The organism is Clostridium ganghwense (assembly GCF_026735165.1).
Lineage (GTDB): Bacteria > Bacillota > Clostridia > Clostridiales > Clostridiaceae > Clostridium_H > Clostridium_H ganghwense.
Genome location: NZ_JAPQES010000005.1, coordinates 323,026 through 348,169, shown reverse-complemented (window position 1 = coordinate 348,169; position 25,144 = coordinate 323,026). Strand labels below are relative to the sequence as shown.

At 28.9% G+C, this 25,144-nt stretch carries 23 protein-coding genes, 1 tRNA gene, 1 rRNA gene, 1 riboswitch and 1 other annotated feature; of the genes, 17 read left to right on the top strand and 8 right to left on the bottom strand.

The window, feature by feature from the left end; translation table 11 throughout:
- Both OXH55_RS15055 and OXH55_RS15050 read left to right on the top strand, forming a co-directional pair.
- A 23S ribosomal RNA gene (locus tag OXH55_RS15055) occupies positions 1–127 on the top strand; the annotation flags it as partial.
- A gap of 46 nt (positions 128–173) precedes the next feature.
- A tRNA-Asn gene (locus OXH55_RS15050) sits at positions 174–248 on the top strand.
- 108 nt (positions 249–356) lie between these two features.
- On the opposite strand, the gene lgt is transcribed toward OXH55_RS15050, so the two are convergent.
- Positions 357–1,118 (bottom strand): prolipoprotein diacylglyceryl transferase, encoded by a 762-nt coding sequence (gene lgt / locus OXH55_RS15045; RefSeq protein ID WP_268050858.1) that lies wholly within the window; start codon positions 1,116–1,118, stop codon positions 357–359.
- A gap of 8 nt (positions 1,119–1,126) precedes the next feature.
- Positions 1,127–1,981: a ComEC/Rec2 family competence protein gene (locus tag OXH55_RS15040; protein WP_268050847.1), complete on the bottom strand. Its 855-nt coding sequence runs from the start codon at positions 1,979–1,981 to the stop codon at positions 1,127–1,129.
- A gap of 226 nt (positions 1,982–2,207) precedes the next feature.
- Between OXH55_RS15040 and OXH55_RS15035 the strand changes: the two genes are divergently transcribed.
- A complete protein-coding gene (locus OXH55_RS15035; RefSeq protein WP_268050846.1) occupies positions 2,208–2,915 on the top strand; it encodes a lysophospholipid acyltransferase family protein in 708 nt (235 codons plus the stop codon).
- A 131-nt stretch (positions 2,916–3,046) separates the two neighbouring features.
- On the top strand, positions 3,047–3,610 hold the full coding sequence (locus tag OXH55_RS15030; RefSeq protein ID WP_268050845.1) for a hypothetical protein: 564 nt from the start codon (positions 3,047–3,049) through the stop codon (positions 3,608–3,610).
- A gap of 82 nt (positions 3,611–3,692) precedes the next feature.
- Here the strand turns inward: OXH55_RS15030 and OXH55_RS15025 are convergent, their stop codons facing one another.
- On the bottom strand, positions 3,693–4,028 hold the full coding sequence (locus OXH55_RS15025) for a hypothetical protein (RefSeq protein ID WP_268050844.1): 336 nt from the start codon (positions 4,026–4,028) through the stop codon (positions 3,693–3,695).
- 193 nt (positions 4,029–4,221) lie between these two features.
- Here OXH55_RS15025 and OXH55_RS15020 point away from each other — a divergent pair, with 193 nt between their 5' ends.
- The 10 genes from OXH55_RS15020 to OXH55_RS14975 all read left to right on the top strand — a co-directional run bounded on the left by OXH55_RS15020 (position 4,222) and on the right by OXH55_RS14975 (position 17,743).
- Positions 4,222–4,686, top strand: coding sequence for a hypothetical protein (locus OXH55_RS15020; RefSeq protein WP_268050843.1), 465 nt, complete (start codon positions 4,222–4,224; stop codon positions 4,684–4,686).
- Between the two features lie 279 nt (positions 4,687–4,965).
- A complete protein-coding gene (locus OXH55_RS15015; RefSeq protein WP_268050842.1) occupies positions 4,966–6,885 on the top strand; it encodes an aconitate hydratase in 1,920 nt (639 codons plus the stop codon).
- 42 nt (positions 6,886–6,927) lie between these two features.
- Positions 6,928–7,932: an isocitrate dehydrogenase (NAD(+)) gene (locus OXH55_RS15010; protein WP_268050841.1), complete on the top strand. Its 1,005-nt coding sequence runs from the start codon at positions 6,928–6,930 to the stop codon at positions 7,930–7,932.
- Between the two features lie 213 nt (positions 7,933–8,145).
- Positions 8,146–10,170 carry a methyl-accepting chemotaxis protein gene (locus tag OXH55_RS15005; RefSeq protein WP_268050839.1) on the top strand — a complete coding sequence of 675 codons (2,025 nt, stop codon included), beginning with the start codon at positions 8,146–8,148 and terminating at the stop codon, positions 10,168–10,170.
- 257 nt (positions 10,171–10,427) lie between these two features.
- The gene (locus tag OXH55_RS15000; protein WP_268050838.1) at positions 10,428–11,243 is read left to right on the top strand and encodes an ABC transporter substrate-binding protein; all 816 of its coding nucleotides are present in this window, start codon (positions 10,428–10,430) and stop codon (positions 11,241–11,243) included.
- A gap of 104 nt (positions 11,244–11,347) precedes the next feature.
- Positions 11,348–11,995, top strand: coding sequence for an amino acid ABC transporter permease (locus OXH55_RS14995; RefSeq protein ID WP_268050837.1), 648 nt, complete (start codon positions 11,348–11,350; stop codon positions 11,993–11,995).
- A 14-nt stretch (positions 11,996–12,009) separates the two neighbouring features.
- Complete coding sequence (locus tag OXH55_RS14990; protein WP_272509073.1) at positions 12,010–12,744, top strand: amino acid ABC transporter ATP-binding protein; 735 nt, start codon at positions 12,010–12,012, stop codon at positions 12,742–12,744.
- A gap of 232 nt (positions 12,745–12,976) precedes the next feature.
- Positions 12,977–14,179 (top strand): argininosuccinate synthase, encoded by a 1,203-nt coding sequence (locus OXH55_RS14985; RefSeq protein ID WP_268050836.1) that lies wholly within the window; start codon positions 12,977–12,979, stop codon positions 14,177–14,179.
- Between the two features lie 117 nt (positions 14,180–14,296).
- Positions 14,297–15,610 carry an argininosuccinate lyase gene (gene argH, locus OXH55_RS14980; protein WP_268050835.1) on the top strand — a complete coding sequence of 438 codons (1,314 nt, stop codon included), beginning with the start codon at positions 14,297–14,299 and terminating at the stop codon, positions 15,608–15,610.
- A gap of 58 nt (positions 15,611–15,668) precedes the next feature.
- Positions 15,669–15,846, top strand: a riboswitch (Lysine riboswitch).
- 139 nt (positions 15,847–15,985) lie between these two features.
- Positions 15,986–17,743, top strand: coding sequence for a Na+/H+ antiporter NhaC family protein (locus OXH55_RS14975; protein WP_268050834.1), 1,758 nt, complete (start codon positions 15,986–15,988; stop codon positions 17,741–17,743).
- Between the two features lie 44 nt (positions 17,744–17,787).
- Here OXH55_RS14975 and trpB read toward each other — a convergent pair whose 3' ends face one another.
- From trpB to OXH55_RS14955, 4 genes are all read right to left on the bottom strand, one after another.
- Positions 17,788–18,978, bottom strand: a complete 1,191-nt coding sequence (gene trpB / locus OXH55_RS14970) for a tryptophan synthase subunit beta (protein WP_418921848.1) — start codon at positions 18,976–18,978, stop codon at positions 17,788–17,790.
- A gap of 35 nt (positions 18,979–19,013) precedes the next feature.
- Positions 19,014–19,550: a tryptophan transporter gene (locus OXH55_RS14965; RefSeq protein ID WP_268050832.1), complete on the bottom strand. Its 537-nt coding sequence runs from the start codon at positions 19,548–19,550 to the stop codon at positions 19,014–19,016.
- Positions 19,551–19,685: 135 nt separating this feature from the next.
- Positions 19,686–19,978, bottom strand: a binding site (T-box leader).
- A 100-nt stretch (positions 19,979–20,078) separates the two neighbouring features.
- Positions 20,079–20,288 carry a DUF378 domain-containing protein gene (locus OXH55_RS14960; RefSeq protein ID WP_268050831.1) on the bottom strand — a complete coding sequence of 70 codons (210 nt, stop codon included), beginning with the start codon at positions 20,286–20,288 and terminating at the stop codon, positions 20,079–20,081.
- A 169-nt stretch (positions 20,289–20,457) separates the two neighbouring features.
- On the bottom strand, positions 20,458–20,922 hold the full coding sequence (locus tag OXH55_RS14955; protein ID WP_268050830.1) for an Lrp/AsnC ligand binding domain-containing protein: 465 nt from the start codon (positions 20,920–20,922) through the stop codon (positions 20,458–20,460).
- Between the two features lie 470 nt (positions 20,923–21,392).
- On the opposite strand from OXH55_RS14955, the gene OXH55_RS14950 reads away from it, so the two are divergent.
- Positions 21,393–21,770, top strand: coding sequence for a hypothetical protein (locus OXH55_RS14950; RefSeq protein ID WP_268050829.1), 378 nt, complete (start codon positions 21,393–21,395; stop codon positions 21,768–21,770).
- A 58-nt stretch (positions 21,771–21,828) separates the two neighbouring features.
- A complete protein-coding gene (locus OXH55_RS14945; protein WP_268050828.1) occupies positions 21,829–22,599 on the top strand; it encodes a histidinol phosphate phosphatase in 771 nt (256 codons plus the stop codon).
- A gap of 59 nt (positions 22,600–22,658) precedes the next feature.
- Here OXH55_RS14945 and OXH55_RS14940 read toward each other — a convergent pair whose 3' ends face one another.
- Positions 22,659–23,906 carry a CehA/McbA family metallohydrolase gene (locus OXH55_RS14940; protein WP_268050827.1) on the bottom strand — a complete coding sequence of 416 codons (1,248 nt, stop codon included), beginning with the start codon at positions 23,904–23,906 and terminating at the stop codon, positions 22,659–22,661.
- Positions 23,907–24,059: 153 nt separating this feature from the next.
- Between OXH55_RS14940 and OXH55_RS14935 the strand changes: the two genes are divergently transcribed.
- Positions 24,060–25,115, top strand: a complete 1,056-nt coding sequence (locus OXH55_RS14935) for an HD-GYP domain-containing protein (RefSeq protein WP_268050826.1) — start codon at positions 24,060–24,062, stop codon at positions 25,113–25,115.
- The last annotated feature ends 29 nt before the right edge of the window (positions 25,116–25,144 follow it).

The window sequence follows — 25,144 nt, the reverse complement described above, 5'->3', positions numbered from 1 at the left end:
CAAGATTAGATTTCCCATAGCGTTAAGCTAGTAAGACCCCTGGAAGACTACCAGGTTGATAGGTTGGAGGTGTAAGTGCAGTAATGCATTCAGCTGACCAATACTAATAGGTCGAGGGCTTGATCAATAATTAAATTCACTGTGCAATTTTGAGAGAACAAAATCTCAAATATTCCGCGATAGCTCAACGGTGGAGCACTCGGCTGTTAACCGATAGGTTGAAGGTTCGAATCCTTTTCGCGGAGCCATTTTGACAGTTATCATATTTATATAAGCTTGTAAGATTTATTACAAGCTCTTTTTTATTGTAAAAAAATATAATAAAAACACCACTTATTAAAGTGATGTTTGAGTTTTTAACTTTGTTTGCGATTTATTGGTAAAATTAATAGTAACGTACATAGAAGGATAAAACCTAAACTAATTACTTGTGCCATTCTAAAAGGTCCTAACATCAAACTATCTGTTCTAAGCCCTTCAATAAAGAAACGTCCTAGAGAATAAAAAATAAGATACAAATAGAAAATAGATCCTTTCTTAAGATTTCTTTTACTCAAAAACAATAACAAACTAAAAATTAAGATATTCCAAATTGACTCATATAAAAAAGTTGGATGGTAGTATGTACCATCTATAAACATACCCTTTTGTATAAATGAAGGAAAATGAGATATAAATTCCCTAGAAACTACTCCGCCATGAGCTTCAGAATTAAAAAAGTTACCCCAACGTCCTATTGCTTGAGCCAAAATGAAGGAAGGGGCTATCAGGTCCAATAATCTTAGAAAATCTATTTTTTTATATCTAGACATAAAATATGCACTTATTATAGCACCTAATATTCCTCCATGTATTGCTAAACCTCCACCTCTAATATTCAGTATTTCAGAAGGATTAGCGCTATAAAAAGACCAATTGAATATTACATAATATAATCTTGCACATAGAACAGAGAAAGGCAAGCAAACTATAAAAATATCAGTTACTCTATCAAAATCAATCTTATAAAATTCACTTTGTCTATATGCAACCCAAAGTCCTAGAATTATCCCTATGCTTATAAATATTCCATACCAACGGATATCAAGGCCAAGTATTCTAAATGCTACAGGATTCATTATTATCACTACCTTTTCGTTATTTTATTTCCATCGCTTTCTAAAATTATTGTGCCATCTAAATCTGTTCTATATAAGATTACATTTTTATCTTTCAATTTAGTTAAGGTTTCTTTGTGGGGATGACCATAATCATTACCTTTTCCACAACTAATAACAGCTACTTTAGGATTAACTTCATTTAAGAAGTTAATAGAAGTAGAAGTATTACTCCCATGATGACCAAGTTTTAAAACGTCAGCTTTAATATTATAACCTTTCTTTAGAATTTCTTCTTCACTTAAAGTTTCAGCATCTCCTGTAAATAAAAAATTAGTGTTTATATATGATACTCTAAGTACAACTGAATAATTATTGGTTTCTTTATATGAATCATTATTAGGTGCTACTATAATACATTTTATATTTTTACCCATATCTAATTTTTCACCAGCCTTAGCAGGAGTAATTTGTAACTTTATTTTATTAAGAGATACTACCATATTCTTAAAGGAGTTTGTATTAGTAATTTTTTTAGGGGCATAAAAATGTCCTATATTGAAGTTACTTATTACAGAACTCATACCTCCAATATGGTCGTCATGAGGATGCGTTACAATTACATAATCAAGGGTTTTAATTCCAAATTTTTTTAAATAAGAGGTAACCGTTGAGCTTTTAGATCCTGCATCTATAAGTAAATTTTTGTTGTTTACTTGAATTAAAATAGAATCACCTTGCCCAACATCTATATAATGAACAAGCATTTTATCTTTAGAGGAAGTTATTATACTGGTACTTTTACTACTAATGCAACCTGTAAAAAGAAATATACAAAGTACACTAATTGCTAATATACATAAAAACCTTTTAAAAGAATCCATCTATACACCTCTTTAATTTTAAAATAAGCATAAAGATAGTTTATCATATATTACGTAAATATATCAATCTTATAAATAAAGTGAAACCTAATTCAGATGAAGTATTAGAATTGTTAGTCATGTGATAAAAAGGTATTATCAAGTAGAAAATTTAAGAATTTGTTGAATATAAGGCGTTAGGATATTATAATAGAAATTGCATTAAATTATAGAGAGGATGGGACATATGAGATCGGTTTTAATATACATACATTTTGTATTTTATATGATAGGAATATTTTTCAAAAAAATTAAATTAAATTATATTAGAAAAACTAAAGGAGACGAAGCAGCCGAAGAATATTTATATAAGGCAGTCAAAAATTGGGCTAATCATATACTTAAATTAGTTGGCGTAACAGTACAGACAAAAGGCTTAGAAAATATTCCTGATGAGGCATGTTGTTTTGTATCTAATCATCAAGGAAATTTTGATTTTATTGCAATGTTTGCAACTATAGATAAGCCTATGGGATTTATTGCTAAAAAAGAAATAAAGAAATTAAAAATCATATCTGTGTGGATGAAAGAACTTAAATGTGTGTATATAGATAGGAAAAATATAAGAGAATCACTTAAAGCTATAAATGAAGGTGCTGAAAATATAAAAAATGGACATTCTATGGTTATTTTTCCAGAAGGTACAAGAAGTAAAGGTAAACAAATGGGCGAGTTTAAAAAGGGAAGTTTGAAGATGGCTTTAAAATCAAATTCTCCTATTGTTCCTATTACAGTAGATGGTAGTTATAAAATTTTTGAAGAACACCATGGTAGGCTGAGAAAAGGTAACATTAAATTGACAGTAGGAAAACCAATATATATTGATAAATTATCAAAAGAAGAACGAAAAAAATTGGTAGAAATTGTTCAAAGTGAAGTTGCAAAATATTTATAATGTTTAGGCCAAAAAGGAGCTATTTTCTTATATGAAAGTAGCTTTTTTTATATAAACATAGTATAATTAGCCTCCTTAATAATTTAATATAATGTATAATTGTTGAATATATATAAATGTTGAATAGGGTTATGGCTATAAGGAGCGTGAATTATGAATATAAAAAAGTATCATCTAATAGCAGAGCGGATATTAAAAATAACAATATAGTAACATTGGAGCAGCAAATATGTAATACGTTTAAAAAATCTTATATAAGTAAAGCTGACACTAAAAAGATAATTGAAAGCTTGCCAAAGATTAATTGGAATAAATATGAGGAAGTTAATGGAGAAGATGGATTTGAGTTAATTAGATGGATATATGAATTAAATATAGAAGATGAAGAGGATATTATAAATATGATAAAAGCTAGTAAAAGCTTAGATGCAGCTTATTCAGAGTTGCTAGCTGAAAAGCTAAAGAATATGTTTTTGCAAAATGAGATCAAATTTGTTGAAGCTTTATCAAAAGTTCCAGATTATACAGAAGAAATTGGTGAAGAATTAGCTTTTGCATGTATGGATAAGGATAAGTTCAATGAAGATATAGAAAATCTTATACAGTCCCATAAATTATCAAATGTTCAAAAAAAGGTAATTAAAAATATGAAAACTGCTTTTAATAATTTTATTAAGAGAAATATAAATTCATAAATACTAGAAAAGCAAAGTATAAAGAAACTCTATACTTTGCTTTTTTTAATAATTTTGTTTTGAAATTATTGATTTGTTAAGGTTATAGTTGATTATTACTATTATCTAATAGGAGACTTTGTAGCATATCTGTTTTCGTTTTTAATTCTGAATTATCTAAATCACATGTTTTTATTTTCTTGATAATTATATTATTATCTTCTTTGAGTGATAATAATTGTTTTTGAAGATTTTTATTAAATTGAGTTTTTTCATCAATAATTGGTTCGTACATTTTTTTTATAGTTTCTTGCTTGTTAAATATAAATAAAAGTCTATTATAAATTGTGTTTAAAAATAACTTTACTTTTGAGAATAATAACTTTATTATTTTAAGTAACTTATCCAATATTTCTGAAAATGAATTTTTTTTATTCATTAGCATCACCTTTATACTTTTTAATAATATTTTATCATGATTTTCACAAATAAAAACTATATTTTTCATAATTTCCTTATACTAATTATTATATATCTTTGGAATTTGTTTAATATTAGTGGTAGCAGCATAAAGATTGGAACCTACTAAGTTAGAAGAAGATAAGAATTTCTTTATAAAAAGGGGGTTAATAATGAGTAATAAAAATATAGATTCTGAGATTCTAAATAAATATATAGAAAGTAAGCAAAATATAATTAATAATTTAGATAATAATAGATTATTGTTAGAAGAAGAGATAAACAGAAAAAAAGAAGAAATAAATAGAAATAAACAAATACTTCAGAAGCAAAAGTTTAAAAAATCTTTACTTAAGGATCAATATAATAGTTTATTAAGAATTTTAAAAGAAAGAGGAGTAATTATATATATAAAAGATAATAATTATAGTATTAGAGAATGGGATAACTTATATATAAAAAAGGAAAAGAATAAAAACTTTATTGTTTCCAAAAATGGGAATGTATTAAATGAACTTGATGAGCGGATATCAAAAGTTTTTAGTAAAGAAATAAGTAGTGGTGATTACAGGCTTGTAGTAACTAGAGTAGAGAATAAAAAAATCAAAATTCAATTTTTTATAGGGAATGATAAATAAATTATCATTCCTTTAATTTTTCAAAAAATGAATAATCACAGCACTGATATTGCAAAAAAACTTTACTGTGGTTTGGTATATGTGATATAATGTTGTATATTTATGGTGCGTTATTAATAATAATGCTAATTTTGAAAAATACACTTTATAAAATTTCATGAAGCGTATAAAGACTAATATTAACAGCATCAATTGTATATTTAAATTAATATAAGTTTTTGATAAGTATAATAAAAAAATTTATATAAACACTAAATTTTATAGGGGGCTGAATGATAAATGGGATCAAATATTGTAGAAAAGATTTTAAAAGAACATTTAGTTATTGGAGAAATGAATAGGGGAAGTGAAATAGGAATTAGAATAGATCAAACTTTAACTCAAGATTCAACTGGAACAATGGCATATCTTCAGTTTGAAGCTCTTGGAGTGGATAAAGTTAAAACAAAAAAATCTGTTGCTTATATAGATCACAATATGCTTCAAACAGGACCAGAAAATGCAGATGATCATAAATATATCCAAACAGTTGCTAAAAAACATGGAATTTATTTTTCAAAGCCAGGTAATGGAATATGCCATCAAGTACATTTAGAAAGAGTTGGAGTACCAGGGCAAACTCTTGTTGGTTCTGACAGTCATACACCAACAGGTGGTGGAATAGGAATGCTTGCTATTGGTGCTGGTGGATTAGATGTAGCTGTAGCTATGGGAGGCGGAGAGTATTATATAAAATGTCCAGAAGTAGTAAAGGTTAATTTAACTGGAAGGTTAAATCCATGGGTTACTGCGAAGGATATAATACTTGAACTTCTAAGACGTCTTTCTGTAAAAGGTGGAGTAAATAAAGTATTTGAATATGCAGGAGAAGGAGTTAAAACATTATCTGTTCCAGAGAGAGCAACAATTACAAATATGGGAGCAGAACTTGGAGCTACAACTTCAATATTCCCAAGTGACGAAGTGACAAGAGCATTTTTAAAAGCACAAAATAGAGAAGAAAATTTTGTAGAGTTAAAAGCTGATGAAGATGCTGAATATGATCAAATAGTAGAAATTAATTTAAGTGAATTAGAACCATTAGTTGCTTGTCCACATAGTCCTGATAATGTAGTTAAAGTATCAGAATTGAAAGGAGTAAAGGTTGATCAAGTAACAATAGGAAGCTGTACTAATTCATCTTATGTAGATATGATGAAAGTTGCTGGGATTTTAGAAGGACATACAGTACATGAAGATGTATCACTAGTAATTGGGCCAGGTTCTAAACAGGTGTTAAATATGATTGCAGAAAATGGGGCGTTATCAAAAATGATTGCATCTGGAGCTAGAATAATTGAAAGTGGATGTGGACCATGTATAGGCATGGGGCAATCACCAGCAAATAATGCAGTATCACTTAGAACAATAAACAGAAATTTTGAAGGAAGATGCGGAACAGTATCAGCAGGAGTTTATCTAGTAAGTCCTGAGATTGCTGCAGTTTCTGCGTTAAAAGGATATATAACTGATCCAAGAGAATTTGGCAAAGGTGTTGAGGTTAAAATGCCTGAAAAATTCTTGATTAATGATAATTTAATTGCAAAACCAGCAGAAAATGGGGAAGATGTAGAAGTGGTTAGAGGTCCTAATATAAAACCATTCCCTAAAGCAGAAGAGTTAAAAGATACAGTAATGGGCAAAGTATTAATAAAGGTTGAGGATAATATAACTACAGATCACATAATGCCGTCAAATGCAAAATTATTACCATTTAGATCAAATATACCTTATTTATCAGAGTATTGTTTAACTCCTTGCAACCCAGAGTTCCCTAAGAGAGCTAATGAAAATGATGGAGGATTTATTTTAGGAGGAGAAAACTATGGTCAAGGTTCAAGTAGAGAGCATGCAGCATTAGTACCTCTTTATCTTGGAATAAAAGCTGTATTCGCAAAATCTTTTGCAAGAATTCATATGGCTAATCTTATAAACAATGGAATAATGCCATTAGTTTTTGAAAATTCTAATGATTATGATGATATAGATGAATTTGATGATATCGTAATAAATGATGCAATTAGTAGTATTGAAACAGGAAAATTTGTAATTGAAAATAAAACTAAAGAAAAGAGTTATTCAATGAAATTAGAAGTTTCAGAAAGACAAAAGGATATGATAATAAAAGGTGGACTTATTAATTCTATTAAAAATAAATAAGAATAAATTCAAGGGTTTTATTAAAAAAAGGGGGATAACAAAATGACTTATAATATTACACTAATACCTGGAGATGGAATAGGACCAGAAGTTATGGAAGCTACAAAGGAAGTTATAGATGCAAGTGGTGTTGAAATTAATTGGGAAGTAGTTGAAGCTGGGGCAAAGGTTGTTGAGGAATATGGAACACCTCTTCCTGATTATGTTATAGATAGTATTAAGAAAAATAAAATTGCGATTAAAGGACCAGTTACAACACCTGTTGGAAAAGGGTTTAGAAGTGTTAATGTAGGTCTTAGACAAGCGCTTAATCTTTATGCAAATGTAAGACCAGTAAAAACATATGAAGGAGTTCCTTCTAGATATGAGAATGTAGATTTAATTATAGTTAGAGAAAATACAGAAGGATTATACGCAGGAATTGAACATAATGTAGGAGCGGAAGCAGCTGAAAGCATAAAGGTGATAACTAAGAAAGCTAGTGATAGAATAGTTGAATTCGCTTTTAATCTTTCTGAAAAACAAGGAAGAAAAAAAGTTACTGCAGTGCACAAGGCAAATATTATGAAATTATCTGATGGGCTTTTCTTAAGATGTGCCAGAGAATCTGCAGAAAAACATAAGAGTGTTGAATTTTCAGATATGATAGTAGATGCTATGAGTATGAGACTTGTTCAAGGCCCAGAAAAATATGATGTACTTGTAATGCCTAATTTGTATGGAGATATATTATCTGATATGGCTTCAGGGTTAGTAGGAGGACTTGGCGTAGTGCCAGGTGCTAATATAGGAGATGATATGGCAGTTTTTGAAGCTGTTCATGGTTCAGCTCCTGATATTGCAGGACAAAATATAGCAAATCCAACAGCTGCAATTTTAAGTGGGGTTATGATGCTTAAGCATTTAGGGGAATATGAAGCAGCAAAAAAAATTGATAATGCAGTAGCTGAAGTTTTAAAGGAAGGCAAGATTGTAACATCTGATCTTGGGGGAAGTGCTAAGACTATGGAGTTCGCACAAGAAGTAATAAGTAAGATGAATGATTAATATTATAAAATTTGTTGAGATAAAAAAACCGAAAAACCGTATTTTCGGTTTTTTTTGTTTTGCAGAGAAAATTATGTAAATATATAAATTATTTTACATAAAATACTATAAATTCAACGAAAATGCGTTATAATTTAAATAGGAAGTATAATTAATATATGCAAATAAAGCATATTTGAAAAAGCTAATGGCTAGATAAGAGGAGGAAGACAGATGAAAAAATTTTTGAATAACCTGTCAATAAAAATTAAAATACGTACTATTCCGTTAATAATTATATTTATAATTATTACTCTAATTTCAGGGTTATCTGTAGGTATAGCTAAATCTAAGTTAGTTAAGCAAATGAAATTAGATGGATTAAACTTAGCAAAACAGGTAGCACATGAAATAGAAAAAAATAGTATGGCAGTGGATACTATTAATGAGGCCATAGAAGATAAAGTAAGAACTTTAGGAAGTTTTCTTACTAGTAGATCCCAAGAAGAGATAAATAATGATTATTTAGAGCAGATTGCAAAATATTTTAAAGTAGATGAAATAAATATTACAGATTCTAGTGGTAAAGTAATCTACTCTAATTTACAAAGTAGTATAGACGCGGTTTTTGGAAGTGATCATATATCATATCCTGTTTTGACAGGTAAGAAAAATGAGCTTATGGAGAATATAAGAAAATCTAGGGAAACAGATGATTATTATAAATACGGGTATATTGCAACAGAAAGCGGAGGGATGATACAGATAGGAATACTTGCCAACAAGGTAAATGAATTAAAAGCAAGTTTAAGTGTTGAAAAGTTAATAGATGGTTTGGTAAAAGATTCAAATATAGTTTATGCATATTTTGCAGATACAAATTCTAAAATTACAGCAGCTAGTGTTAAAGAAAGAATAGGAACAGTTTTGAAAGGTGAAGGAATAGAAGAGGTTGTTAAACAAAAGAAAATATATACTAATATATATGATTATAAAGAAAAAAATATAAAAGTATATGATGTTTTGGTTCCTGTTTATAAAAATAATGAACATGTAGGAGTAATAGCTATAGGATTATCTATGGAAAATGTATATAAAGCTGTAAATACAATTATAATTGTGTCAGTAATTTTAGCAGTCATTTCTTTTATAATTGTATTGATAATACTTTTATCTATATCAAAAAATATCATCAATCCATTATCGAAACTTGTTTATCTGGCTAAAAAGGTGGCAAAGGGTGAGTTTGATAATGATATATATATAAAATCAAAAGATGAGATAGGAGTACTTTCTTCTAGTTTTAAAGATATGTCAGAAAGTTTAAGAGATACTATAGGAAGCATAAAAGCACAAGCTGTAAAAACAGAGAATATGTCATCAAGCTTAACAGGTAATGCACAACAAATGACATCAGCAACTAACGAAGTAGCTAATGCAATACAAGATGTAACAAGAGGTGCGTCGGGACAGGCAGATGATTTAGTAGAAGTAGTAAATCATATAGAAAATTTAGGAGATCAGATTGAAAATATACAGGATAAATTATTAATTGTAAAAAATAGTTCAGATGAAACAAAAAATAAAGCTAATATAGGAAAAGAACAAATAGATATACTTTCAAAATCTATTGAAGAAGTTAAAGAAGCTTTTGAAATATCAGTACATAAATTAAATAATTTAAATTCAAGTGTATCTCAAATTGGAAATATAACGGATGTTATAAATGAAATATCGGAAAAAACTAATCTTCTTGCACTTAATGCAGCAATAGAGGCAGCAAGAGCTGGAGAAGCAGGTAAAGGATTTGCAGTAGTATCAGATGAAATTAAAAAACTTGCTGAACAATCAAAAGAATCAACAGAAGATATACAGAAATTAGTTCAGTCTATAAGCAGTGAAACAGGGGAGGTAATAAATAATTCAAATGAAGTTGATAATTTAGTTCAAACTCAAGTTAACATAGTTAAAAATACTGTACAAGCTTTTGAAGAGATATTAAAATCAATAACTGAAATATTACCTCATATTGATGATACTTATGTGTTGTTAAATAATACTATAAAATCAAAAGATTTAGTTTCAAATAAAGTAGAAACAGTATCATCTATTGCTGAAGAAACTTTTGCATCTTCTCAAGAAATTTCAGCTTCGTCAGAAGAAATGTTAACAAATACAGGGGAAGTATCCACATTTGCATTGCAACTTAATGAGGTAGCAGCTGAGCTTAAAAATGAAGTAAATAAATTTAAAATATAAATAATTATATACTATATAAGAGTAATTCTTGTATAAATATTTTGAGCTTGTTAGGCATAAAAAATGCCTACAAGCTCTTTTTATATAAATTTTTAAGTAGGTAAGATATGGTAAAGAGGTAATTTTTATAAAAATTATGTATAATTATAAAAATATATTGCATAAATATAAAGTGTGTTGTATAATCATTATATCGCAAGGGGGCATTAAATATATAAAATATCAAATATTATTCAGAAGGGGAAGGGTGAATAAATATGAAAAAAATATCAGTCATTTTATTGAGTGTTACTATAGGGGCTACTTTACTTGTAGGATGTGGAAGTAATAAAGCTCAAAATAAAGAAGGAAATAAACAAAGTGTGAATTCATTAGAAAAAGTTAAACAAGGAGGAAAATTAAAAATAGGTTTAGATGATTCATACCCTCCAATGGAATTTAGAGATAAAAAAAATAATCTTGTTGGGTTTGATATAGACTTTGCGAATGAAATAGGTAAAAAATTAGGAGTTGAAGTAGAGTTTGCACCAACAGAATGGAAGGGCATACTTTTAGCACTTCAATCTGGCAAATTTGATGCTATAATCTCAGGATTAAGTATTACAGAAGAAAGAAAGAAATCTATAGCATTTTCAGAGGCATATGTTATGGGAGGACAGGTTATTGCAATTAAAAAAGGAAATGATTCAATAAAGAAATTAGATGATTTAAAAGGAAAAGTACTTGCATGTCAAATGGGTTCAACAGGTCATAAAGCAGCAGAAAAGATGGATGAATTAAAGGAAGTAAAACCTTATGACAAAATAACTGAAGCATTTACTGAATTGTCAATAGGTAGAATTGATGCAGTAATAATGGATGCGCAAGTTGGGGGATATTACTTGGCTAAAAATCCAGGAAAGTTTGAAGTGTTGGAACAAAAAGTAAGTGAAGAACCTATGGGTATTGGATTTAAAAAAGAAGATAAAGAATTAAAAGAGGCGATACAAAAAGCTATTGATGAGTTAAAAGAAGATGGAACTTTATCTAAGCTTTCAGTAAAATGGTTTGGATTTGACGCATATAAAAAATAAATTTAAATTGTAAAAATTTAATATAAAATAATAAAGCCCTTGTATTGCAAGATACAAGGGTACAGTTTTAAAAAATATAAAGAGTACGTCAGGGGGAAGAGAATTTGGATACTAATATTTTAAAGGATATGTTTCCAATATTACTTAAAGGAAGCATGATAACTATAGAACTTACAGTAATATCAGTAGTTTTAGGAAGTATAATAGGTATTTTTGTATCACTGTTGAAATTAAGTAAAAATAAAATTGTAGTTGGAATTGCCTCTCTTTATACATGGTTGTTTAGGGGAACTCCTATGCTTTTGCAATTATTTGTATTTTATTATGGATTACCTTTCGTAGGGGTTGAATTGAGTCCTATGCAAGCAGCTATACTTGGATTGAGTTTAAATTCAGGAGCATATATGGCGGAAATTATAAGAGGGGGTATACTCTCTATAGATAAGGGGCAGTTTGAAGCTTGTAATGCTTTGGGATTTAATTATATGCAGACTATGAGAAGAGTAATTTTGCCGCAAACATTTAAAAATATTATTCCTCCAGTAGGAAATGAATTTATAACAATGCTTAAGGATACATCTTTAGTTTCGGTAATAGCTATGAGCGAGCTTATGCGAACAGCACAGCTGCAGCTATCTGCAACAGCTAGACCGGTAGAAGCGTTATTTATAGCGGGAGTTTTATATCTTTTTATGACAACTATATTTACAACTGTTTTTGGTGGGTTTGAGAAAAAATTATCAGTATATTAATAGGGAGGTTTAGTATGAATATGATGGAAACTAAAAATTTAACTAAAAAGTTCGGAAGCCTTACGGTTTTTGAAAATTTAAATATAAAAGTTAAAAAAGGAGAGGTTTTAGTAATTATAGGACCATCAGGATCAGGTAAAAGTACCTTTTTAAGATGCTTAAATCATCTTGAAGTACCTGAGAGTGGAGAAGTTTTAGTTGAAGGTGAAAAACTTAATATAAAAAATAAAAAGCACATGAGAGAGATAATTGAAAAAATGGGGATGGTTTTTCAAAATTTTAACTTATTTCCCCATATGACAGTTGAGGAAAATATTATGGAAGCTCCTATTACAGTAAAAAAAGAAAGTAAGAATATAGTATTAAAAAGAGCTGAGAAACTCTTAAAGAAAGTAGGATTAGAAGATAAAAAAGATTACTATCCATCTAAACTTTCAGGTGGACAAAAGCAGAGGGTGGCTATTGCAAGAGCACTTGCTATGAATCCAGATATAATGCTATTCGATGAGCCAACATCTGCATTAGATCCTGAACTTGTTGGAGAAGTTTTGAATGTAATGAAAGAACTTGCTGAGGAAGGCATGACAATGGTAGTAGTTACTCATGAGATGGGATTTGCAAAGGAAGTTGCTGATAGAGTTATTTTTATGGATGGGGGTAAAATTGTTGAAGAAGGACCTCCAGGATATATATTTAGTAATCCAAAAGAAGAGAGAACAAAAATGTTCTTGAAAAAGGTGTTGAAGTAACAAAAAACTTTGTATATTTATAAATGTATATTGCATAAATATAAATAATGATGTATAATAATTACATGGAAATTTTCCAAAAGTTATCAATAAATATACGTAATGCAGTGGAAATAATGATGTTTACAAGCTGCAAACGATAAAAAGATTAATAAATATACATAAAGTGTTTAAAAATAACTTCAAGGAAAATAAATAAAAATTTAGTATATATAGGGAAGGGGTTTTATAAATGAAAGATAAAGTTGTTTTAGCATATTCAGGAGGATTAGATACATCAATAATAATTCCATGGTTGAAGGAAAATTATGATTTAGATGTTATTGCTTGTTGCATAAATGTAGGGCAGGATGATGACTTTTCTGAAATAGAAGTAAAAGCATTGAAATCCGGATCAGAAAAAGTATATGTTGAGGATTTAACTTCAGAATTTATAGAGAATTATGTTTTCAAGGGTGTTAAAGCAAATGCTGTGTATGAGGGGAAATATTTGTTAGGAACATCCTTTGCAAGACCACTTATGGCTAAAAAACTTGTGGAAGTAGCACATGAAGAAGGAGCAAAATATATATGTCATGGATGTACAGGAAAAGGAAATGATCAAGTGCGTTTTGAAGTGGGAATAGCTTCAATTGATCCTTCAATAAAAATAATTGCTCCTTGGAGAATATGGGATATAAAATCAAGAGAAGATGCTATAGATTATGCTAATGCTAATGGAATTGAAGTACCAGTTACAAAGGAAAAGATATATTCTAGAGATAAAAATATATGGCATGTAAGCCATGAAGGTGGAGATTTAGAGGATTTAAAAAATGAGCATAAGCAGGATATGTACCTTATGGTTACTCCTCCGGAAAAAGCTAAGGATGAAGTTACTTATGTAGAAATTTACTTTGAAAAAGGTGTAGCTAAGAAGATTGATGGAAAAGAACTAAGTTCAGTGGAAATAATTACAACATTAAATAAACTTGGTGCTGAAAATGGTATTGGAGTTATAGATTTATTAGAGAATAGACTTGTAGGAATGAAGTCAAGAGGAGTTTATGAAACACCAGGAGGAACTATTTTATATGAAGCGCATAAGGAACTTGAGCACTTAACTCTGGATAAAGATACTTTCCAGTATAAACAGGGTATAGCACAAAAATATGGTGAATTAGTTTACGATGGTTTATGGTTTACTACACTTAAGGATTCCTTAGATGCTTTTATAGATAAAACTCAAGAAAATGTAACAGGTACTGTAAAGTTAAAACTTTATAAGGGAAATATTATGGTAGCAGGTATGGAATCACCATATGCTTTATATGATGAAGGAATATCATCCTTTGGAGCAAGTGAATTGTATGATCACAAGGATGCAGAAGGATTTATCAAGTTATTCGGACTTCCAAGTAAGATCAACGCTATGATTAATAAAGGAAAATATTAATAAAAGTTCATGTGCTAGTTAATTATAAATACATAAATATTAACTAGCACACTCTGTTTATTTACTGTAAATAATAAATCAATGTAATTTAAAAGATAAATGTTGGAGGAATTTGATATGAAGCTTTGGGGAGGAAGATTTAAAAATACAGAAAGTAAGCTTATGGAGGATTTTAATAGTTCTTTAAGCTTTGATAAAACTTTGTATTACGAAGATATAGTAGGAAGTATTGCACATGTTAAAATGTTATCTAAGTGCAGTATTTTAACCGAAGAAGAAAAGGAAACAATAATAAATGGATTAAATGAAATTCTTTCAGATATAGAAAGTGGCCAGTTGAAAGTTGAAGGGGATTATGAAGATATACACAGCTTTATGGAAGTAAACCTTATAAAAAAGGTTGGAGAAGTTGGCAAAAAGCTTCATACAGCAAGAAGTAGAAATGATCAAGTAGCAGTAGATATGAGATTATATTCAAAAGCTAAAGCTAAAGAAATAGTAAAAAAAATGGATATACTTTTGGAAACTATTAAAAAGCTTGCAGATGAAAATCATGTTATGATGCCTGGATATACTCACCTTCAAAGAGCACAGGTTGTAACTTTTACTCATCATATGATGGCATACTATAGCATGTTTAAAAGAGATAAACACAGATTGTTAAATGCTGTTGAAATTATGGATGAAAGTCCGTTAGGATGTTGTGCATTAGCTGGTACAACTTACAATACAGATAGAGAATTTACAGCTAAGGAATTGGGTTTTAAAAAACCAGTAGACAATTTTATGGATGGGGTAAGTGATAGAGATTATTTATTAGAGCTTATTTCAGATTTTTCTATAATAATGATGCATCTTAGCAGGTTAAGTGAAGAAATTATCATATGGAATAGTAAGGAATTTGACTTTATATATATAAGTGATGAATTTTCTACGGGCAGCAGCATAATGCCTCAAAAGAAAAATCCAGATGCAGCAGAACTTATAAGAGGAAAAACAGGAAGAGTTTATGGAGATCTTATAGGACTTCTTACTACTATGAAAGGTCTTGCACTTACATATAACAAAGATATGCAGGAAGATAAGGAACCTTTCTTTGATGCAAGTGATACAGTTTTAAAATGTTTAAAGATTATGAATGGAATGTTGGGAACTTTAAAAGTTAAGAAAGAAAATATGTATAAAGCAGTAAAAAAAGGTTTCTTAAATGCTACTGAAGGAGCGGATTATCTTGTAAACAAAGGAATGCCTTTTAGAGATGCACATGGTGTTATAGGAGCAATTGTTTTATACTGTGAAGAAAATGATAAAGCAATAGAAGACTTAAGCTTAGAAGAGCTTAAAAAGTTTAGTGATTTATTTGATGAAGATGTTTATGATTTTATTGATTATGAGAATACATTAAAAAGAGGAATAAAAAAATTATTATAAAATAATTCTTGACTATGTATAAATATTAATGTAAACTTGTAAACAAGTGAATATTTAAGTCGAAGATAGAGGCGCGGTCTTTAAGAGTACTGTTGTTGAGGTAAGCACAATGATGCAGCAGAAAAGGAAATACCGCCGAAGCGTATAACTGATGCTTTAAAGTTGTACAGCTGGGCTTGTATAGAATATATGCAAGACTGCCACAAATATTTTATTTGTGGAGGGCTATTAGTCAAACTTATTAAATACTTAATTTATAGTGTTTTTTAAGCCTTGGGTGAGAGCTCAAGGCTTTTATTTGTGTACTGATAATTATTTTTCTTCCACTTCAATTCACTTAATTGAATTCATATTAATAATTAGGGGGAAAACAAAATGAGAAAAAGAAGAACTTTAGTTGCCACATTAATGTTGATGGCCATTTTAATCTTAGGGTGTACTACAGCATTGGCGGTAGATCCAGAAGTAGCGAAAGCTAATGCAGATAAATTTGGTATTTGGACATTATTACCACCATTAATAGCAATTATTTTAGCATTCATAACTAAGAATGTAGTATTGTCACTTTTTATAGGAGTATTTTCAGGAACATTTTTATTAGCGTTGACTGGACACAATGTTTTATATGCAGTATGTCATGGTTTTTTAAATATAATAGATCATTTATTAGGTTCACTTGCAGATCCTTGGAATGCAGGTATTATACTTCAATGTTTAACCATTGGTGGACTTATAGCATTGATTACAAAAATGGGAGGTGCTAAGGCTGTAGCTGAAGCACTAGCTAAAAAAGCTAAATCACCAACAAGTTCTCAAATAATTACATGGCTTTTAGGGCTTTTTGTATTCTTTGATGATTATGCAAATTCACTTATAGTTGGACCTATAATGAGACCAATTTCTGATAAAATGAAAATATCAAGAGAAAAATTAGCTTTTGTAATAGATGCTACGGCAGCGCCTATAGCAGGTATAGCGGTTATTTCAACTTGGGTTGGATATGAACTTAGCTTAATAAAAGAAGGATATGAATCAATAGGTCAAAGTGTTAGTGCTTACAATGTATTTCTTGAAACAATTCCTTATAGATTTTACAACATATTAATTCTTTTATTTATAGTATTTACAGCATTATTTTTAAGAGAATTTGGTCCTATGCTTAAAGCTGAAAGAAGAGCAAGAACTACAGGGAAACTTTTAAGAGATGGTGCAAAACCTATGGCTTCAGATGAAGGTGAAGAATTTGAACCAAAAGCAGAAACAGTATTAAGAGTTAGCAATGCAGTAATTCCAATTCTAGTTTTAATAGTAGGTGCATTTTTAGGATTCTATTATAATGGATACAATGCTATAATGGGCGGAGAAGATAAAGCTTTAATTGCATTACTTCAAGATTCACCAGTTTCTTTTGCAGCAATAAGAGAGACTTTTGGAGCATCAGATGCTAGTATAGTTTTATTCCAAGCAGCACTATTTGCAAGTATAGTAGCAATGGTTATGGGAGCAAGTCAAAAAATATTCACTTTAGGGGAAGCTATAGATATATGGGTAAATGGGATGAAGTCATTAATCATTACAGGAGTTATATTACTTCTTGCTTGGTCATTAAGTGGTGTAATTAAAGAACTTGGAACAGCAAAATTCTTAGTATCTGTATTATCAGGTAATTTACCACCATTTATATTACCATCAATTATATTTATACTAGCTTCAATAATTTCATTTGCAACTGGTACTTCTTATGGAACAATGGGAATACTAATGCCACTTACAATTCCACTTGCATTTGCATTAAACCCAGCAAGTCATTCATATATGATTGGAGCTATAAGTGCGGTACTTACAGGAGCAATATTTGGAGACCATTGTTCACCAATTTCAGATACTACAATATTATCATCAATGGGATCAGCTTGTGACCATATAGATCATGTGAAAACTCAATTGTACTATGCTTTAGTTGTTGCAGCGGTAGCTATTTTAGGAGGATATATACCAGTAGGTTTAGGAGCACCTATATACTTAGTGCTTCCGATAGATATAGTTCTTATAGGACTTATAGTTAGATTTGTAGGAAAACCAATAGAAACAGAAGAAGCTTTTGGGAAAAACACTGCTAAAGAAGCAATGTAAAAAATGCAACATAAGTTATTAGTAACTTATGTTGCATTTTTATTTTATTTTGATTTTAATATTTCAAAAACTTGATTTACATCTTTGTCGCCTCTTCCAGATAGGTTTACAATTATAATTTCATCTTTAGAACATTGTTTAGCTAATTTAGTAGCATAAGCAACTGCGTGAGAACTTTCTAGTGCAGGAATAATTCCTTCTGTTCTAGATAACTCTTCAAAAGCGATCAATGCTTCTTCATCAGTTATTGATACATATTTAGCTCTTTTAGTATCTTTATAAAAAGAGTGTTCTGGACCTACACCAGGATAATCTAATCCAGCAGAAATAGAGTATACAGGTAGTGGTTCACCTTTTTTATCTTGCAGAACATAAGATTTAAATCCGTGTAGTATTCCAGGTTTACCAAGACTCAAAGTAGCAGCATGCATACCTGTTTCAATACCTTTTCCAGCAGGCTCAACTCCTATGAATTTTACTTCTTCATTATCGTAAAAAGGAGCAAATAATCCAATTGAGTTACTTCCACCACCAACAGCGGCTACAAGATAGTCAGGTAAGATGCCTTCAGCCTCAAGAACTTGTTCTTTTGCCTCAGTACCAATAATAGATTGAAAATAATTTACCATAGCTGGATAAGGGTCAGGACCAACAGCTGAACCTAACATATAATAAGTATGTTCATAATTCTCCATTAAATCTTTTAAAGCTTCGTCTACAGCTTCTTTTAAAGTTTTCATTCCATGTTTAACAGGAACAACTTTTGCTCCTAAAAGTTCCATTCTAAAAACATTAAGAGCCTGTCTTCTAGTATCTTCTTCTCCCATGTATATAATACATTCCATATCAAATAGGGAACAAACTGTAGCAGTAGCAACACCATGTTGACCTGCACCAGTTTCTGCGATAATTCTTTTTTTGTCTAGTCTTTTAGCCAATAATACTTGCCCCATGGTATTATTAATTTTGTGTGCTCCTGTATGATTTAGATCTTCTCTTTTAAGATAGATTTTTGCTCCACTCAGTTTTTGTGTTAATTTTTCAGCAAAATACAATGGAGAAGGTCTTCCAATAAAGTTTTTATAATAATAGTTTAATTGTTCTATGAATTCAGGATCATCTTTGCATTTATAAAATTCCTTTTTTACTTCATCTAAAATTTTGTTTAAATTATCAGGAACATAACGTCCTCCAAATTCGCCATAAAAACCTGTTCTGTTTTCTGACATAATAATTACCCCCTTGAATAATAATTAAAATTTAATAATTGTTATTTTGAAGCATTTATATCATTAAAAACCTTAACGTTTGAATATTTAAATGATACTTTTATAGCATTGAAAATTATAGCTGCAGCAAATGTGTTTATTAAAGTTGCAGGAAGTACTATACCTACATACAATGTAAATAAAGAACCAGGCAGACCTACTAAAACAGAAGCAGAGATTAAAAAAACAAGTCCGCTAATTAATGTTCCAGTTACAGTAAGTATAATAATTTTAATTTGACTTGTTAGTTTCTTTGATAAAATTTTTGTAAGAAAGTATATACAGTTAGCAGTTATAAATTTATCAATTACGTTAGGAATTTGTCCACCAGGGAAGCCGGTTGTAACAGCAGATAAAATACCACATACAATACCTGTTGTTAATGCAGTTTTATAATCATCATTTAAAAGTATAATTATAAATAGCATAGCTAATGAAAAATCTGGTTTCATACCCAAAAGTAATGGGGGCGTTATTTGGTGTAAAATAAATCCTACAGCTATAAGAAGCGAGTTAATAATAGTTCTTTTTAAATTCATAATAAGATTCCTCCTAATATTTGTTTTCTGTGTTAAATAAATTTTGTTTATAGACCAACCAGATAAATCTTCATTTCATATCATATTAACTCACCTCCTTAGAAATTTTTTGTATAAAAAAAACTCCACCCTAAATATTAGGGCGAAGTTATATTCGCGGTACCACCTAAATTATATTTAAATAATATGTAAAACATACAAGTTAGTATATATTTTATATATTATTTAAACACATCTTTTTCAGATACTAACATATCCTATCGCTGTAACGTGCGAAACACGGTAAATACTACTTTCTAAAACAAAATTTAGATTTCGGTTTACATCTAACAGGTCCATTCACTAAAGGATATCGTATTGAGATTCCACCATCCTCAACTCTCTGTAACTTAAAGCCAATAGCTACTCTTCCTGATCAACGATTTTTAGTATGCGTATTAATATAATTCATTTTAATATACTAAACTAATAAAGTCAAGGGAAAATAGAAAAACACCAAACAATTTTATTGCTTGGTGTTTTTGTGAATTATTTAACTTCACCAGTTTCTCTGTTTTTACCTAAGAAAGAAATAGCGTATAAGCCAGCAATACCTACTAAAGCGTAAACTATTCTGGTTAATGTTGACATGTCACCGAATAAAGCAGCAACAAGATCAAATCTAAAGAAGCCAATTAATCCCCAGTTTATAGCTCCTATAATAACTAAGATAAGTGCAGTACCATCTAATGCCTTCATAAAGTTATTACATCTCCTTTTAAATGATTTTTACAGAGTTATTATTTGCAATTTTAAAAAAAATATTAGTAAAAATATTAATAAAATATAAAAAAATTATATACAATGTAAAAAAACGAAAGATAGTATAAAGGATACTATCTTTCGCTTTTTCAAAATTTCATAAATTTTATAATTGAATATTTCTTTCAATTGGTTGTGATAAAGATATAAAGGTGTCTGTTCTTTGGATTTCAGGAATAATTTGAATCTTATTCATTAATAAGTCTTGAAGATCAGAAATACTTTTACATATAACCTTCATAAATATTGAATATTCACCTGTGGTATAGTGTAATTCTACTACCTCTTTTATCTTATCTAACTGACTTAAAACGTGAGTGAATGAAGAAGCTTTATCTAAGAATATTCCTATAAAACAGCATACATCATATCCTAATTTTGTATTGTCTAAAATAAGTTTAGTACCTTGAATTATACCCATATCCTCCATTTTTTTCATCCTGACATGGATAGTACCTCCACTTACGTGACATTTTCTTGCTATTTCTAGATATGGAGTTCTAGAATCCTTTATTAATATTTCCAAAATTTGAATATCTAAATCATCAAGTCCATTTATTTTTAAATTCATAGAAATCACCTCAGAAGATATAATATTTAATAACATTATAACAGAAGTTTTAACAGTTTATCAAAATCTTTGGCAAACAAATATACATAAATTAATGAAAAATAGCATTTTTACAAAACTAATAAAAAACAGGCAGAAATATTGAGAAAAATTCAAAATAATTGCTAAGGATTATTAATTTAATAATATAATAAAAAACTTCAGTAGTTATTGTTTATTTAAAAGCAAATTACCTATAAAGGAATTTATCGATAATTATTAAAAAGAAATTTTAAAATTTAAGCGTTATAACACGCAAACATCCTAAATTGTACATTATCAAATGACAATTGTCAATTGATAACATAGTTAACATTAAGTATAGAAACAAAAATGAATTTATTTTGAAAATATATGTATTAAACTTGATATATATATATAAATAAATGTATAATAAAATAATAGATAATTAGACAAAAGGAGGAAACAAGATGGCTGCATTTTTCAAAGCATTTTTACCAATGCTATTAATGGTTATCATCATTTTAATAGTGTACAATGTACTTAAAATTTACGTATTAGAAAAAATAAAAATAAATAAGTGGATAGTCCTTACTATAGCTCTTGTAGTATTACTTGTACCTAGTTTTGTATGGCCTCAAATAGCAAAAAGTTTTTGGTATTACATACAAACAGCTGTGTTTTTAATATTATTCTTATGGTTTATGGATTTGGCAGGATTGTCTAGAAAATCAACTCCTAATAATGGAAAGGATTCTATGATTAGAAGTAAAGCAAAGCCTAGTAGACTTAACAAGAACAATGATATGGAAATAATAAATAAAGGAAAGAAAAAGAAAAAAAAATAATTTGTTTACAAAACAGCAAAGCATTAAATGTTTTGCTGTTTTTTTAGGGGGGATTAATATGTTTGATACTCACGTACACACTGAATTTTCTACAGATTCTATAATGAAAATTGAAGATCTAATTAAAAAGTCTCAAAATTATAATTTGGGAGTTATAATTACTGATCATATGGATTTGAATTATTATAATAAAGACGAATTTAGATTTGATGTAGAAGATTATTTTGAAAAGTACTCTGCTTATAGGAATGAAAAAATTCTTCTTGGTGTAGAAATAGGTATGTGTGATAAGTATTTAGAAGAATATAAAAATATGTGTACTAAATTTCCTTTTGATTATGTTATAGGATCTGTTCATGATATGTATGATATAGATTTGTATTATGGAGATGAATTGTATAAAACTAAAAGTAAAAAACAACTTTATGAAGAGTATTTTAATTGTATGGTAAAATCTATAAATACTCATTCATTTATAGATAGCTTAGGACACATAGATTATATTTCAAGATATGCACAATATGAAGATAGCGAGATTTATTATGAAGAATATAAAGATTTTATAGATGAGGTACTAAAAACATTAATAGATAAAGGCATATGCATAGAGTTAAATAGCAGGAGGTTGAGTAATAAAAAAGCTGTATATAATCTTATTGAAATTTACAAAAGATTTAGTGAATTGGGAGGTAAGTATATAACTTTAGGCTCGGATGCTCATGATAAAGATAATATTGGTAAATATTTTCATATAGCTAGTAATATAGTTGAGCAGTGTAATCTAAAAACAGTGTATTTTAAAAATAGAAAAATGAAGTTTGTTAAATAAGTTTTTAAAATAGGAGTGTATGTATAAGTGTATATATACACTCCTAAAATATTTTTAAATTAAGGGCTTGTGAAAAACGGGGAAGAAATACCGTAGAGACCGTTTTTATGAGTTATTTTAATAACATACCATTTATTTTTCTCAAATGGTATACATAAATCCCATTTAACCTTAGTTTTCTCAGAAAATTTTTTCGATTTCAAAACTGTAGCTTCATTAGATATAAGTTCAATTTTATTTATAGGATTATTTTTATCTATAGCTTTTAGGTTGAAAATTATATTTTTATTTAATGGTAGTATGCTGCCCATCATGTAATTGTTAGCTTTAACAGTAAGTTTTAGTGTTCTAGTTTCTGTGGAGTAAGTTCGTCTGTTTTTTAGTGCATCTATAAAATCCTTTTCCTTTAATGATTTAGCTATTACTACAGTTAAATTATTACTATCTCCCCAATTTGCTCTATGATTATCTTGTCCATTTATTGCGCCTAAATGCCAACCTTTATCCAATAATTTATAATAATATTTTTCTCCATTTAGATATTTATTAGGTGGAGATCCGTTACCAACTTCAATAAAGTTAATATATTTATCTAATTGTGCATTATAATTAAAAGATTCTATATATTTATGAGGATGATTAATAGAAACTATAGGACTATCTTCTCTATTTAACCAGTAAGTAAACTCGTCAAAATTTTTAATTTTATACTTTAAATAATTTTTGCTTCCTATTATATTAAAATGTCCATAGTGATTAGAAGAAACTTCAAATCCCCTAAGCGCTAGAAAGTTATTGCTTTTTTTAGTGAAAGTTATTGCTTCTTTTTTTGTAAGTCCCCATTTAGATTCTTTAGACTTATTTCCTTTAGAGTGTTTTGATAGACTGCTAGAGTGATCTGTTATGATTAAAAAATTTAAAGCTTTATCAAAGGCATATTTAAAAGCTTCTGATGGAGTTCCTTTCCCTGTGGAATAAGAAGTATGGGCGTGTGGAATTCCATAATAAAAATTATATTTTAAATTATTTTTTTCAACATAAAAAGACCATTTTATTTTATTAACATTTCCGTTATTATCAGTAGTAGTAACTTTAACATAGTGATCTCCCGAACGAAGTTTTTTAGTTGGAATATAGCTGATTTTATTTCCTGTAATGGAATAATGGACTTTTTTACCGTCTAAATACATTTTAATTTTGGATAAATCGGAAGTTCTAGTACTAATTAATATTATTGATATTTCAGAAATTGGATTAGTGATTGATGAATTGTTTTTAGGTGTTAAAATAGAAAGCGTTTTAATCATTTTAGATTCCCCTTATATTGAAAATTCTCCTAATATTTATAATATTAAATTAAGTTCTAATAGTGTATCTTTTGAAAATAAATAAAATATATTATATAGTATGATATAATTTAACTATAATCATTTAGGACTTGTTATAAGGGGGGGACTATGATGAGACTTGAGTTCCTGCGAAATTTAAAGGGGGACGAAATTTTAGCTAAGGACATTTTGAACGGTAATGGAGAGGTCTTGCTTAAGGCTGGATATAAATTGAATAGTGGAGTAATAGCTAAGCTTAGAAAATGTGGTATATTTATTCTATATATTGAGGATGAAAGATTTTCTGATATTTCAATAGAAAATGATATGATTAAACAAAAAAAAGCTATTTTGAAACAAATGCCTAAATTATTTAATACATTGATAGATGGTCATAAATTTGCTGCAAAACAATCTATAGATATAATTGAAAAGCTTATAGATGAAATTATAAGTCTAAAAAGTATAAATGATAATTTGTATGAATTTAAGATTTATGATAACTACACATATATCCACTGTGTAGATACGGGTATAATGTCTGTATACTTAGGAGCATACTTGAAACTTAATAATTCGGAACTCAAGGAGTTAGGGTTAGCTGCTGTTTTACATGATATTGGTAAAATGAGAGTACCTAACGAAATAATAAATAAAACCACCAAGCTTATAAAAGAAGAATTTGAAGAAATAAAGAAACATCCTATATACGGTAAAGAAATTTTATCTAAAACTAATGTGGTTTCAGAAAAAATAATACATGGAGTTGTACAGCATCATGAAAGAATTGATGGTAAGGGTTATCCCTATGGACTTTTGGAACATGAGATTTCAGATTATGCAAAAATTATTACGGTAAGTGATGTTTTTACTGCAATAACTGCAGATAGAAGTTATAGAAAAAAAATTAATCCAAAAGAAGCCTATGAACTTATCTTAGGTGGAATGGGAACAAGATTTGATCAAAATGTGATTGAAGCTTTTAAAAAAAGTTTTGCTATTTATCCTTTGGGGTGTTGTGTAAAATTGTCAAACGGAGTAGAAGGATATGTAGTAAGGCAAAATAAAAATTTGCCAGATAGACCAGTAATAAGAGTTGTTTATGATAGCGTTACGAAGCAGTCAATACAATTTTATGAAATTGATTTAATGAAACATTTAACTTTAACAATTGAAGGTGTAGTATAATAATAGAGATAAAATTATTAATATTGGAG